The organism is Pseudomyxococcus flavus, assembly GCF_050038885.1.
Classification (GTDB): domain Bacteria; phylum Myxococcota; class Myxococcia; order Myxococcales; family Myxococcaceae; genus Myxococcus; species Myxococcus flavus.
Map to the genome: position 1 here is coordinate 8,819,737 of NZ_CP143624.1, position 13,643 is coordinate 8,833,379.

At 70.8% G+C, this 13,643-nt stretch carries 12 protein-coding genes; 4 read left to right on the top strand and 8 right to left on the bottom strand.

The features are described from left to right. Positions 1-14: 14 nt before the first annotated feature. The 5 genes from nadD to VZL07_RS36510 form a co-directional block, all read right to left on the bottom strand. Positions 15-587 carry a nicotinate (nicotinamide) nucleotide adenylyltransferase gene (nadD, locus tag VZL07_RS36490; RefSeq protein ID WP_426752566.1) on the bottom strand — a complete coding sequence of 191 codons (573 nt, stop codon included), beginning with the start codon at positions 585-587 and terminating at the stop codon, positions 15-17. A gap of 1 nt (position 588) precedes the next feature. Beyond that, positions 589-1,260, bottom strand: coding sequence for a hypothetical protein (locus VZL07_RS36495; RefSeq protein WP_426752567.1), 672 nt, complete (start codon positions 1,258-1,260; stop codon positions 589-591). Between the two features lie 3 nt (positions 1,261-1,263). Beyond that, a complete protein-coding gene (locus VZL07_RS36500; RefSeq protein ID WP_426752568.1) occupies positions 1,264-2,445 on the bottom strand; it encodes an exo-beta-N-acetylmuramidase NamZ family protein in 1,182 nt (393 codons plus the stop codon). Positions 2,446-2,484: 39 nt separating this feature from the next. Beyond that, on the bottom strand, positions 2,485-3,801 hold the full coding sequence (locus tag VZL07_RS36505; RefSeq protein ID WP_426752569.1) for an adenylate/guanylate cyclase domain-containing protein: 1,317 nt from the start codon (positions 3,799-3,801) through the stop codon (positions 2,485-2,487). Positions 3,802-3,869: 68 nt separating this feature from the next. After that, entirely contained in the window at positions 3,870-4,598 is a 729-nt protein-coding gene (locus VZL07_RS36510) for a tetratricopeptide repeat protein (protein ID WP_426752570.1), read from the bottom strand. Between the two features lie 75 nt (positions 4,599-4,673). Between VZL07_RS36510 and VZL07_RS36515 the strand changes: the two genes are divergently transcribed. Further along, complete coding sequence (locus VZL07_RS36515) at positions 4,674-7,079, top strand: endonuclease MutS2 (RefSeq protein ID WP_426757450.1); 2,406 nt, start codon at positions 4,674-4,676, stop codon at positions 7,077-7,079. Positions 7,080-7,204: 125 nt separating this feature from the next. Here VZL07_RS36515 and VZL07_RS36520 read toward each other — a convergent pair whose 3' ends face one another. Beyond that, positions 7,205-7,741, bottom strand: a complete 537-nt coding sequence (locus tag VZL07_RS36520; protein ID WP_426752571.1) for a tetratricopeptide repeat protein — start codon at positions 7,739-7,741, stop codon at positions 7,205-7,207. A 31-nt stretch (positions 7,742-7,772) separates the two neighbouring features. Between VZL07_RS36520 and VZL07_RS36525 the strand changes: the two genes are divergently transcribed. Then, a complete protein-coding gene (locus VZL07_RS36525) occupies positions 7,773-8,366 on the top strand; it encodes a hypothetical protein (protein ID WP_426752572.1) in 594 nt (197 codons plus the stop codon). A gap of 64 nt (positions 8,367-8,430) precedes the next feature. Here the strand turns inward: VZL07_RS36525 and VZL07_RS36530 are convergent, their stop codons facing one another. Together VZL07_RS36530 and VZL07_RS36535 are read right to left on the bottom strand one after the other, a co-directional pair. Next, positions 8,431-9,780, bottom strand: coding sequence for a sigma-54-dependent transcriptional regulator (locus tag VZL07_RS36530; protein ID WP_426752573.1), 1,350 nt, complete (start codon positions 9,778-9,780; stop codon positions 8,431-8,433). A gap of 3 nt (positions 9,781-9,783) precedes the next feature. Further along, positions 9,784-11,073, bottom strand: coding sequence for a sensor histidine kinase (locus VZL07_RS36535; protein WP_426752574.1), 1,290 nt, complete (start codon positions 11,071-11,073; stop codon positions 9,784-9,786). A gap of 490 nt (positions 11,074-11,563) precedes the next feature. Between VZL07_RS36535 and VZL07_RS36540 the strand changes: the two genes are divergently transcribed. Further along, positions 11,564-12,859, top strand: a complete 1,296-nt coding sequence (locus VZL07_RS36540) for a TolC family protein (RefSeq protein ID WP_426752575.1) — start codon at positions 11,564-11,566, stop codon at positions 12,857-12,859. After that, positions 12,856-13,602 carry an ABC transporter ATP-binding protein gene (locus VZL07_RS36545; protein WP_426752576.1) on the top strand — a complete coding sequence of 249 codons (747 nt, stop codon included), beginning with the start codon at positions 12,856-12,858 and terminating at the stop codon, positions 13,600-13,602. Before VZL07_RS36540 ends, VZL07_RS36545 begins: the two co-directional genes overlap by 4 nt. Positions 13,603-13,643: the final 41 nt, after the last annotated feature.

The following is a 13,643-nucleotide window of genomic DNA, read 5'->3' on the forward strand; positions in this document are numbered from 1 at the left end:
GACGGAGCGCGGCGCTAGAACGCGCGCTTCAGGCCATACAGGCCATGCTCGCGCGCATAGGCAATCGCCCGCGCGGGCACCAGCTCCGAGGGCGCCTCACCGCGCGCGAGCAGGTCGCGAATCAGCGTCGAAGACACCTCCGCCAGCGGGGGCCCCACCGTGTCGGGCGCCGGGTAGCCCGCGCGGTTGAGGACGATGACGCGCGACATCTCCTCGATGCGGTGGAAGTCCTTCCAGTGCGGCAGGTCGCGCAGGATGTCGCTGCCGATGATGAGCGACCAGCGGATGTCCGGGTGTCTCTCCACCAACCGCGTCAGCGTATCCACGGTGCGGCCGGAGAGCCCGGGCTCCTGCTCGACGAGGCTCGTCTTCAGCCAGCCGGACGTCTCCGCGCAGAGGGCCTCGCACATGGCGACGCGATGCTCGAAGGGCTCCATCTGCTTGCCGAACGGATGCTGCCAGGACGGCATGAGCCACACCTCGTCCACGCCTTGCGTGGCGTGGACATACGTCGCGGCCATCAGGTGCCCCACATGGGGCGGGTTGAACGAGCCTCCGAGAAGCGCGACCTGCACGGCGGGCCTCATGTCACTTGAGGGACAACTTCGGGGACTTCTTCTCCAGCACCACCACCTGGGGCGCCAGCACCACGTGCCCATCCAGCCGGAAGGCGGAGAAGCGAAGGTTCCGGTCCACCTTCTCCAGCAGCGCGCACGTCTGCTCGGCGGCGCCCGTCAGCCGGCCCGGCGTGAGGAAGTAGCGCGGGCCAATCTGCACCACCTTGGGCTCCGGCTCCTTGCCGTGGATGAACACCAGCGCGTTGAGCAGGTCATCGCGCGTCAGGTCGTTCTTGTCGTGCACCACGCAGCACAGCGTATCCCCCACCAGGTCCATGGCCTTGTTGTTGATGGAGGGGTCCCGGTACTGGAGCGACTCGCGCTCGGGCACCCGGACGAAGCGCTCCATGACGAGCCGCCGGTCGTCCTCGGATGCCACATCCGTTGGCGCCTCCGCGCGCGACGGCGTGCGAGGCAGCGCGTCCTGGCTCCCGAGCCAGCTCGTCACATCCGCCAGGAAGTCCGCATCCGAGTACTCACGCCCGCCCCGGCTCTTCTGCCGCCGCCACAGCACCCATTCGTCCAGGTCCGAGTAGCGCGCGCCCGTGAAGAGAAAGCGCCGCGCCCCTTTGGAGCGCAGCAGCTCGTAGGCCGCGTCGAAGGCTTCGAGGTCCCCATGACTGTCGGAGAAGACGCCGATCACCGCTCAAGCGTACAGCAGGTAGGGTGTCCTGTGCCGCGCGAACATTTCCGTCTGCGCGGAGAACCCCTCCATCAGCCGGTCCAGGGGCCAGCCCGCCTCGATGCCACGGCGCACCTGGTCCGTCCCGCAGAGCAGGTCGAAGGCAGGCACGTCCTCGACGAACTCGTAGGCGTCCGCGCGCCAGCCGAACTTCCCCGGCCCGATGTCATGCAGCGCCTGGAAGATGGCGATGCCGGTGCGCAGCGGCTGGAAGGCCTGACGGTCCGTCACGTGGATGAAGGCCCCGCTGCAGGACTGGCCCGTGTACTTGTCGAAGGTGGGCGTGAACCCGACGGCCCGGAAGGCGACGCCAGGCAGGTCCTCCTTCGCCAGCCGCGCCAGCAGCTGGTCCGTGTCCACCCACGGCGCGCCGAACTGCTCGAAGGGGCGGCAGGTGCCACGGCCCTCGGAGACGTTGGTGCCCTCGCCCAGGCACATGCCCGGGTACACCAGCGCGGTGTCCGGCGTGGGCATGTTCGGTGACGGCGAGATGAACGGCAGCCCCGTCTCGGCCCAGAACTGGCCACGGCGCCAGCCCTCGCAAGGCACCACCGTCAGCTCGCAGCCGAAGCCCTCCTGCGCGTTGAAGAGGCGGGCCAGCTCGCCCGCCGTCATGCCGTGACGGTTGGGCAGCGCGTAGAGCCCCACGAAGGAGCGGAAGCCCTCCCCCACCAGGTTGCCTTCCATGGCCACGCCGCCCAGCGGGTTGGGCCGGTCCAGCACGTAGAACGGCACGCGCGCGCGGGCCGCGGCCTTCATGGCCAGGGCCATGGTGTAGACGTAGGTGTAGTAGCGGCTGCCCACGTCCTGGATGTCGAAGACGAGCGCGTCCAGGCCCTGGAGCCACTCCTGCCGCGGGGACAGGGACTCGTAGGTGGAGCCGTAGAGGCTGTACACCGGCACGCCGGTGCGGCGGTCACGCGCCTCGTCCACGGCGACCATGTACTGCGCCTCGCCGCGAATGCCGTGCTCGGGTCCGAAGAGCGCAGCCAGCGTGATTCCGTCCGCGTTGGCCAGCAGGTCCGCCAGGTGGCGGAAGCGCGCATCCACGCTGGTGGGGTTGACGATGGCGCCCACGCGCTTGCCCTTCAACGCGGAGAAGCCCTGCTCGACCCACACGTCCAGTCCCGTCTTCACCTTCGTCACGGCCTTCCCTTCCTCACCCGGGCCCCGAGGGCCGGAACGTCAACGGTCCTTGAAGTGCTTGAGCGCGCTCTCCGCGGCCTGCTTGGAGTCGCACCTGGACAGGCCAAACAGGCCCGTCCTCGCGCCGTCGTCCGGCCCGCCGTCCGACTTCAGGCGCTCCAGGGCGCGCACGGCGCGCTTCATCTGGAGCCTGCCCGCGGTGGCCGCCGCGTCCGAGCGCACGTCGCAGCGCGCATGCTCCAGCAATTCGAGGATGCGCTCTTCCGCGTCACCACTGCCCGCCTTCACACCCGAGGCATAGTTCTTCAGCGCGTCGTCGGGCTTGCCCATGGCCTCGGTCAACCGGCCCAGCAGGTAGTGGCGCCGCCCCGAGTCCTGCTCTTTCGAGATGAGGGCCCGGACATCCTTCGCCAGCGCGGCCCGCTCTTCCTCGGGCGCCCGCTCCACGTCCTTGATGGCGCGCAGCGTCTCGTCGCCCCCGAGCGCCAGCACCGCGACTCCCGCGAGCAGGGCCAGCGTCCCCACGCCCACCGCCACCCGGTGCCTGGCCACCGGCTCAGGCAGGGCCGCCAGGACGCGCGAGAAGAATGAGCCTCCCACGGTGCGCGCCTGGCGCCCGAGCTCCGCGGCCTGATGCCCCAGCACGGACGCGCCCGCCGCCGCGCGCTGGCCGATGACCGCCGCGCCCGCAGCCGCCCGCTGCCCCAGTCCAGACAGGTCCACCACCGCCCCCTGCGCTGACGCTTCAGCCACGCGCGAGAGCGCCAGGTTGCCGAAGGGCGGCATCGTCTCCGCGCCGGGCTCCTCCGCGATGGCGCTCGCGGAGGGGGCCTCCACGCGGTACGGCGCCCGGGGCACGTGGAAGACGCGAATCTTCCCGGGGATGCCCTTCAGCTCGAAGGCGCCCACCTCCTTCGAGGGCACCTCGGCCTTGTTCATCGACAGGTAGACGGCCTCGGTGAAGTACACCTCGCCCGCCTCCGCGATGCCCTCGACGCGGGCGGCGATATTCACCGGCTCGCCGAAGATGTCGTTGGCCTCCAGCCGGACCTCGCCCACGTTGATGGCCACGCGGACGTGGAGCTGCTCCGACGCCTCCACCGTCCGGTTGTGGTGCCACAGCCGGTCCTGGATGGCGATGCCACTGAGCACCGCCTGGGTGGGCGACTCGAAGGTGACGAGAAAGGCGTCGCCGATGGACTTGATGATGCGCCCGCCAAACGCCTTGAACAGCGGCGCCAGCAGGTCATTGTGGACCTGCAGGAGACGCTGGTTCTCCTCCAGCGTCTGCCGGCTGGTCCGCTCGGTGAAGCCCTTGATGTCGGTGAAGACGATGGCGAGGTTGGCGGTCTTCAAAGCCCGCGCAGTGTATGCGCCACTGCCTGAGGTGCAATCGCAACCGCGTTCGCGATGGCCGCCTGCTGTCAGCGACGCGATGGTTTGAGCTCGCGCATTCGGCGCTTCGGCGGAGCCTCCATCGACTTGCGCACCCGCTCCGCGAGCTGCGGCCGCCCCGTCCGCTCGTAGAAGTCGGCCAGCCGCTTGAGCACCAGGGGGCTGGACGGCTGGTAGTCACGCGCGGCCAGCAGCTCCTTCTCCGCGTCCAGCAGGCGCTCCTGCTTCTCCAGCACGCCCGCGAGCTGGAGGCGCACCTGCACCCACTCCGGCTTCAGCCGGGCCAGGTAGCGGTAGTGCAACTCGGACTTGAGCCAGTCCCCCAGGTCGAACCAGAGCGTCCCGAGCCGGAAGCGGGCATCCTCGTAGGAGGCGCGGAGCTTCACGGCTTGCTCGTATGCCTGCACGGCCTGCCTGCGGTCGTCCCGCTCCTCCCACAACAAACCCCGCAGGTACCAGGCGCGGGGGTTATGGGGAGCCTGCTGGAGAGCGGCGTCCAGATGGGACTCTGCCTGCTCCAGGGCGCCGCCCGTCTTCAACAGGAGCCGGGCCATCTCCAGCCGGGGCAGCTCCCACGCGGGCTGGGCGCGAATGAGGGCGTCCAGCGCGGCGAGCGCACCCGCATCGTTTCCCTCCGCCTCCAGCGCCAGGGCCTCCGGCAGTGACGGCGCCGGCCGCGAAGGGGGCCGTGTCAGGGCGGAAGGCTCCGCCGCGTCAGTCGCGCCCGCCAGCAAGGCCACCAGGATGACCCACCTCATGTGCGGCAGATAGCAGAGCCGGGCCGGGCGCCTCAATAGATCCTCTTGACGGCCAAACGGCCGCGCATGAAACCCATGACCGTGCAGATATCTCAAAGAACGCTGGAAGACCTTGGCTTCTCGGATGTGCTCCGCGCGCTGGCGCAACGGTGCAGGACGGAGCCCGGCAGGGAGCGGGTGCTCGCCCGGCCGTTTCTCGACACACCGGAGCAGGTGACCGAGGCCCTGGCGCTCGTCGCCGAGGCTCGCGCCCTGTCCCAGGAGCAGTTCTCCCTCCCCCTGGGCGGTGTGACGGACCTCCGCACCCCCATCGGGCATGCAGCCAAGGGTGGCATGCTGGAGCCCCGCCAGCTCATCGACTCGGCCCAGCTCCTCTTCGCCTTCGTTCGCACCCGCGAGGCGCTGGACGAGCGCAAGGCGCGCGTCCCGCGGCTGGTGGAGATTGCCCGGCGGATGCCCGCCCTGGAGGCGCTGGCCCGCCGCATCGACCAGTGTTTCGAACCGGACGGTGAGATTTCCGACCGCGCCAGCCCCGAGCTCCGCGAGGCGAGAGACCGGGCGCGCGGGCTCCACCGCCGCATCAAGTCCCGCCTGGACGAGCTGCTCCACGACGAGACCTTCACGAACAAGCTGCGCGAGAACTACTACACGCTCCGCAACGGCCGTTACGTGGTGCCGGTGGTGTCCAACTACCGCTCGGAGGTGGACGGCATCGTCCACAACGCCAGCCAGACGGGCCAGACGCTCTTCATGGAGCCGCAGTCCATGGTGGGCCTGGGCAACGACCTCGCCATCGCCCAGTCGGAGGTCCTGGAGGAGGAGCGCAAGGTGCTCCAGGCGCTGAGCGACCAGCTGGGTCGCGAATCGGAGCGCATCCTCGAGGGCCTGGAGGCCGTGGCGGAGCTGGATGAAGTCGAGTCGGTGGCCATCCTCTCCGCCGACCTGGGCGCCAGCACCCCCGACTTCGCGGACGTGACGGACATGCAGCTGCGTCAGCTGCGCCACCCGCGCCTGGTGCTCAAGGGCGCCGACGTCGTGGCCAACGACGTGACGCTCACCGGAGAGGCCAAGGCGCTGGTCGTCTCCGGCCCGAACGCGGGCGGCAAGACGGTGACGCTGACGGGCGTGGGCCTCTGCTCGCTGATGCTGCGCGCGGGCCTGCCGATTCCAGTGGCCGAAGGCTCCCGCATGCCGCTGTACCGCTCCGTCCACTCCACCGTGGGCGACGCGCAGAACCTGGAGCAGGGCCTGTCCACGTTCAGCGCGCACGTGGTGATGTTGCGCGACATCATCGCGGCCGCGGGCGAGGGCTCGCTGGTCCTCATCGACGAAATCGCCGCGGACACCGACCCGCGCGAGGGCGCGGCCATCGCCATCGCCGTGCTGGAGGAGCTGATGTCCAAGGGCGTGGTGGTGCTCGTCACCACGCACCTGGAGGAGCTCAAGGCCCTGGCCCACATGGACCCGCGCTTCCTCAACGCGCGCGTGGGCTTCGACGCCAAGCGCATGGCCCCCACCTACCGCCTGCAGATTGGCGCCGCGGGCCAGTCGTCGGCCATCGAGATGGCGGCGCGCGTGGGCCTGCCCCAGAACGTGTGCGAGCGCGCCCGGGAGCTCTCCGTCAACGCCGGCGGTCCGCTGACCAAGGCGCTGGCGGCGGCGGAGGACGAGCGGCGCAAGCTCTACGAGGAGCTGGAGCGCGCCCGTGTGGCGGCGAAGGAGGCCGAGGCGCTGCGGGCCGACCTGGAGAAGCAGAAGCAGACCTTCGAGCGCGAGCGCCGCGCGAAGATGATGCAGTTCAACGAGGACGTGCACGCGGCCAGTGAGCACGCGGCGGCGGAGGTGCAGAAGCTGCTGGCCAAGCTGCGGGCGGAGCAGAACGAGAAGGCCCTGGCCGAGGCCCGGCAGCAGCTCCAGCAGCGCGCGGACGAGGCGCAGAAGCGCGCCCTGGCCGCCAAGGCGGAGCTGTTCCAGGTGGAGGCCCCCGGCCCCGCCAACCTGAAGGTGGGCGCGTGGGTGCACCACTCGGGGCTCAACCGCGACGTCGAAATCCTGGAGCTGGTGGACAGCCACGCGGTGGTGTCCGCGGGTGGCGCGATGAAGATGCGCGTGCCCACCTCGGAGCTGTCGGGCGCGCGCACGCGCAAGCCGCAGCAGGCGAAGTTCCCGGAGCGGCAGAAGCAGGAATCGGCGCTCAAGCGTGCGGCCTCGGCGGCCCCCGCCGAGGTGGAGGCCACGAACTTCCGCTGCGACGTGCGAGGCATGCGCGCGGACGACGCGCTGGCGGAGCTGGAGTCCTTCCTGGACCGAGGCATGCGCAGCGGTGAGGAGGCAGCGCTCGTCATCCACGGGCACGGCACGGGGGCGCTGAAGCAGGCCATCCGTGACTACCTCGCAGCCTCGCCCTACATCCGCATGTACCGCCCGGGTGAGGGCCACGAAGGCGGAGATGGCGTGACGGTGGTCTCCCTGCGCGCGTAAGAGGCCAGGCCGTCGTGAAACACCCGGGGCCGGGGGGTGCTGGTGACAGCGGCCTCCGGCCCTTCACGTTTCGACAGGGTCCATCGACGAGGGTCCCCAGACCATGCCGGGCGCGCCCCTCCCCTTCAGGACGCCCCCTGGTGCGCCGCGAGCACGCCGTCCAGGGCCTGCGCCTGCTGCTTCACCTCGGGGTCTGGGTCCTTCATGGCCTTCGCCGCGTGAACCCGGGCCTTCACCGCGTCCGTCTTCGCCAGGGCCATGGCCATGTAGAGGTTCGCCCGCGTGTCTTCCGGGTGCGCCTGGAGCACCGGCGAAATCACCTGTACCGCCCGTGCGTCCTCCTCTCGCTCCAGCAGCGCCATGGCCAGGTCCAGGGCCGGTCCCGGCTCCGAGGGCGCCCTGGCATGAGCGTGCTCCAGAAGTTCCACGGAGCGTGCGCGCTCACCGGCCAGGTCCAGCGCGCGAGACAGCCCGTGCATCACCGCCACGTCACCGGGGGACTTGCGAAGCGCCTCCTCCAGCAGACGGCGGCCCTCCGCCACATCCCCTGCGTCCAACCGGGCCATTCCGTCGCGATAAAGGTCCGTTCCCACTGAGCTCTCCTGGCACCACGCGGTGCGTCGGTCATTTCCACGCAACTTCAAGTCTACAAACTGCGACAAACTGAGAGAAAGCCTTCCCCCGGACCCCATCATGCTCGTTCGAAACACGCCCGTCTCGGCCCGCCGCACGGCGACTTCCCCCTCGGAGTCGCCCGCCGCGGAGAAGCCCAACGCCGCCGCCGTTCCCGCGGCCATCCACCAGAAGGACTCGTTCAGCGCCACCACGACGGCGCTGCAGCGCACGGCGAAGGTTGGCGCGGCACCCGCGGGCGACCACGGCAAGCTGATGATGGAGTACCTGACCGGCGCGCGGCCGCCCCCGGCGGACTTCGAGCAGGTCATCGGCTACAAGCCCTACGCCATCCAGACGCCGCACGGGCAGCGGATGCAGGACCCGCTGGGCTACGCCTCCGTCCCGCTGAAGATTGGCCCGGACAAGGAGTTCGACCCGGCCGCCAAGACGCACGACTACGGCTACGACCTGCTGCGCTACTTCGACCGCAAGGGCACGCCGCTGGGGCCCGAGGCGCGCAAGGCCGCCGATGCCCTGTTCCGCCAGGACATGTTCGACTACGCGAACGACCAGAAGGGCGCGCTGGACCGGTTCAAGTTCCGCTCGTGGGCGCAGATCTACGCCACCGCGGTGGAGCTGAACTCGCGCGTGCAGGGCTACGGCCCTCCGTGAAGCCCCTCGTGGTTCCGACGTACCTCGGCGGCGCGGACGAGGAGGTCCGCGCCGCTCGACGTGCTCACGGCGCCTCGTAGCGCCGCAGCTTGTCGTACAGCGTCCTCAGGCCAATGCCCAATCGCTGGGCCGCGCGTTTGCGGTTGCCCGCCTCGTCCGCGATGGCCTGTTCAATGGCCCGCCGCTCCAGCTCTTCCAGCGTCAGGCTGGGAAGCCTTCCCCCCTCCGACGACGGTGCCTCTACCGGACCGGCGGCCCCGGTCGGATCCAGCCACAGGTGCCGAGGCTCCACCACCGGCCCATCCGCGAGGATGGCCGCCCGCTCGAGCGCGTTGCGCAGCTCGCGGACATTGCCGGGCCAGGCGAACGCCTCCAGCCGCGCCACGGCCTCCGGAGACAGGCGGAGCCCCGGGCGCCCCAGCTCCTCGCCGATGCGGCGCAGCAGCAGCTCCGCCAGGGGCCGCAGGTCCTCGCGCCGCTCGCGCAGGGACGGCAGCCGGATGGGGAACACGGCGAGCCGGTGGTAGAGGTCCTCGCGAAACTCGCCGCGCGCCATCATCGCCTTGAGATCGCGGTTGGTGGCGGCCACCCAGCGCACGTCGGCCTCCAGCGTCCGCGTGCCGCCCACTCGCTCGAAGCGCCGCTCCTGCAGCACGCGCAGCAGCTTCGCCTGGAGCTCCGCCTTCAGCTCGCCCACCTCGTCCAGGAAGAAGGTGCCACCCTGCGCCAGCTCGATGCGGCCGCGCCGCTGAGCCACCGCGCCGGTGAAGGCGCCCTTCTCATGGCCGAACAGCTCGCTCTCCAGGAGCGTCTCCGTCAACGCCGCGCAGTTGACGGCCACGAAGGGCCCCTCCGCGCGCTCGCTCCACTGATGCAGGGCCCGCGCCGTCACCTCCTTGCCGGTGCCACTCTCCCCCACCAGCAGCACCGTGGCCTGCGTGGGCGCCACCTTGCGCAGCGCCTCCACCACCGGAGCCATGGCCGGAGCGCCCCAGCTCAGCTCCACCTCCCCCGCGGACTGCCGCGCCTCGGTCTTCCAGTTGAGCAGCGCGCGCCGCTCCAGAGCCCGAGCCACCGTCAGTCGCAGCTCCGCGGGACTGCCTACGGGCTTCAAGAGATAGTCGAAGGCTCCCGCCTTCATCGCCGCCACGGCGCTCTCCACGGTGCCCACCGCGGTGAGCACCACCACCTCCACGTCGGGCTGCTCCTCACGCACCTTGCGCAGCAGGGACAGTCCATCCATGCCGGGCATCCGCAGGTCCGTCAGGAGGAGGTCCACGCCCTGTCGGGCCATGAGGCGCGCGGCCTCGTCACCGTCGGCGGCTGTCGTCACCGTGTGACCTTCGAACTCCAGCGCCTCGGCGAGGAACGAGCGCACACCCTCTTCGTCATCCGCCACCAGGATTCGTGCCATGGCTCAGGCTCCTCTCGCCGGAACCGTCAGGCGGAACTCCGCGCCGCCCCCGGCATGACTGCGCGCGCTCACCGAGCCTCCATGAAGCTCGACGATGCGGCGGGTGATGGCCAGCCCCAGCCCCACGCCCCGCAGGCGGCCGGTGACGAAGGGCTCGAAGATGCGGTCCTCCTCCCCCGCGGGAATGCCCGGGCCGTGGTCCTTCACGGTGAACACGAGCGCCTTCTCCTGCTGCTCCACGCTCGCCTCCACCGGCCGATCCGCGGGGCTGGCCTGGACGGCGTTGCGCAGTACGTTCTCCAGCGCCTGCTGCAAGCGGCCCGCATCCATCGACCAGGGCGTACGCGTGGGCAGGTAACGGACCTCCACGCGCGCGGCCCCCGTGCTCTCCACGGCCGCGCGGAGCACGTCGTTGGGGTCCGCGTCCATGCGCCGCAGCTCGCCGCTGGCCACGAAGCCCAGCAGGTCGTTCATCAACTGCTCCAGGCGCACGGCCTCCGACACGACGCGGTCGGCCTTGGGCCCCAGGACGGTGTCGCGCTCCACGCGCTCGGCCAGCAGCTGTGCATGCCCCTTGAGCGAGGCCAGCGGGTTGCGCAGCTCGTGCGCCAGCACGGCGGACATGGTGCCCAGTGCCGCCAGCCGCCGGCCCCGCTCCAGCTCCTCCGCCAGGGCCTCGCGCTGCGCCAGCGAGCGGGAGAAGGCGAAGGCCAGCACGAGGATGCCCACGCACGAGGCCACCGCCACCCCCAGCAGGCGCTGGGAGCGCGACTCCAGCTCCAGCGCGGTGAGCGGCTCGAACTCGTAGAGCATCCGCAGGTGCCTGCGAGGCTCCTGGACATCGCCCGGCTCCGACAGCGCCCGTGCCTCCTCCAGCGTGAGCGGACCATAGACGGGCCGAGGCCGCCGGATGCGGTGGATGAGCCGCGCGCGGGCGCCCTCCACCACCAGCGGCGAGCCGTCCTGGATATCGCGGGTGCCCACCTTGCCTTCACCAGCCGACACCAGCGGCTGGTCCTCATCCAGCACCGCCACGTAGCGAAGGCCGCCTTCCCGGTGGGAGGCCAGGAAGGCGTCCAATGCGGCCTGGTCCGGCAGCCCGTCCGCGTCGCGGAAGGCCTCGAAGCCCGCCACCATGATGACGTTGGCCATGCCCCGGGCGACCAGGGCGGATGACTCCAGCGCGGTGCTCCGGATGAACAGGGCCGCGGACATCAGGACCGCGCACATCAGCACCGCCGCCACCCAGGGCGCTCGGGGCCCGAGCGGACGCCACCAGGGAGCGCCGCTCATCGCCGACCTCCGCCGGGGGGACTCCAGCTCCATCGCACACCTCCACAGGCTGCGAACTCTGCATGCGGAGTGCGGAATCCGCACTCTCTTCCGTCAGCCATGTGCGCCTCACGGGCCGTACGTCGACCGGGCATCTCAGGGGACATGGGCATCTCTCCCGGGGGTGGAGGGCGGCCACGAGGCCGCTGGCAGGGCGACGGAGCAGCCGCGCCACACCGGCGCACCTGCTCCGGGCGGACACCCAGTGCAATCACGGGGCCCACACCCGCTGTTGAGGGGCGCGTGCCTCGACCACCCCGGACGCGGGCCGCGCCCGTGCTGAATTCGCCAGCGGCCCATGCGGAATCCGCACTCGCACTGCGGTTCCCGCAGCCCTTGGGCCACTTTCCCTCCTCATTTCCAGAGGTTGGAGTCTGGCAAGGCAAATGCAGTGGCCCGCCTTGCGATGAAAAACGCACAGACACCGTGGTGGAAGCGGAAACCGTACCGGATGACGGCCCTGGCCCTGGGCTTCCTCGGGCTCGTGACGGTGCCCGGTGTGGGGCTGGCGCAGGAGACGCCCCAGCGGATGAGCGTCACGCTGGAAGAGGCCATCGCCCGGGCGCTGAAGACGAGCCCCCAGGTCGCGCAGGCGGCCGGAAGTGTCACGACGACGGGCGCGGCCGAGCGCAGCGCCTTCGGCGCCTACCTGCCGTCCCTGTCGGCGACCGCGAACAGCTCCCTGGCGAGCAGCCAGCGCCTGGACCCGAACACGGGCGCTGTGTTCAACGCGCCCAGCGACACGTACAGCGCCGGCGTGTCGGCGTCGTGGAACGTCTTCACCGGCGGCCAGCGCGGTGCCAACAGCCGGCAGGCGCAGGCGCGCTCCAGCGCGGCCCAGGCCGGGCTCATCGCGCAGCGCGCCTCCGCGGTGCTCGACGTCGAGCGCGCGTACTACGAAGTGCTGCGCGCGGGGGGGCTGGAGGAGGTCGCCCTCTCCCGCATCGAGCGCGCGAAGCAGAACGCGGAGGCCGCCGAGCGGCGGTTGGCCGTGGGCTCGGCGACGCGCTCCGACGTGCTGCGTGCGAAGTACGACCTCACCGCCGCGCAGGAGGCGCTCCTCTCCGCGCAGACGCAGCACACCGCCGCGGCGCTGTCGCTGGGACGGCTCATCGGCGAGGACGTCCCGGTGGACGCCCAGCCGCTGGAAGCCCAGGACGAGGCGCCGCTCGCGCTGACCGAGGAGGCGCTGGCCGATGAAATCACCGCCCGGGCCCCCTCGGTGCTGGCCGCGGAGGCGGACCTGCGGGCCGCGGAGGCCAGCGTGAGCGCGGCCAAATCGAGCTACCTGCCCACGGTGCGCCTGTCGGGTGGCTATGACTGGTTCAACGACGCACCCGCCATCGACGGTGGCCGGACGAGCTGGTCGGTGCGGCTGGGCCTCTCCTACCCCATCTTCGACGGCTTCGTGCGCGAGGAGCGGGTGGTGAACGCGCGGACGCAGGCCTCGGTGGCGCAGAGCACGCTGGCGGACACCCGGCGCGCGGTGCGCTCCAGCGTGGGAACCTCCCTGAGCCAGCTCAAGCTGGCGTCGAACCGCATCGCCCTGGCGACAGAGTCCGTCGCGGTGGCGCAGGAAGACCTGAAGGTGCAGCAGGAGCGCTACAAGCTGGGGGCCACCACCATCATCGAGCTGCTGACGTCCCAGGAGAACCTGGTGCAGGCGGAGACCAACCTGGTGGCCTACCGCTTCGATTACCGCATCGCGCGCGCGGAGCTGGAAGCGCTCGCGGGGAGGCCGCTATGAGCACGTCCACCCAGCCGCAGCAGTCGCAGGACACGGGCCCGGCCCGGGACATCTCCGACGTGGTCATCCGCGTCGAGGGGCTGCGCAAGGACTACACGATGGGCTCCGAGGTGGTGCGCGCGCTGCGCGGCGTCAACCTCACCATCCGCCGCAACGAGTACGTGGCCGTCATGGGCCCGTCCGGCTCGGGCAAGTCCACCTTCATGAACCTCATCGGCTGCCTGGACGTGCCCAGCGAGGGACAGTACTGGCTCAACGGCCAGCCGGTGGCGGGCATGTCGGAGAACGCGCTGGCCCGCATCCGGAACCGCGAGCTGGGTTTCGTGTTCCAGAGCTTCAACCTGCTGCCCCGCGCGTCGGCGCTGGACAACGTGGCCCTGCCGCTCATCTACGCCCGGGTCCCCAAGAAGGAACGGCGTGAGCGCGCGGCGGCGATGCTGGAGAAGGTGGGCCTGGGCGCGCGCAAGGACCACCGCCCCAACGAGCTGTCCGGCGGTCAGCGCCAGCGCGTGGCCATTGCCCGCGCGCTGGTGACGCAGCCGGCCCTGCTGCTGGCGGACGAGCCCACGGGCGCGCTGGACAGCCGCACGGGCGAGGAGATCATGGCCCTCTTCGGCGAGCTGCACGCCCAGGGTCAGACGCTGATGCTCGTCACCCACGAGTCGGACATCGCGGCATACGCGCAGCGGGTGCTGTTCCTGAAGGACGGCGTCATCGAGCGGGACGAGCGGAATCGGAACTGAATTTTCGCCACGCTCGCAGCGTGGAACAGGGTACGGGAGGT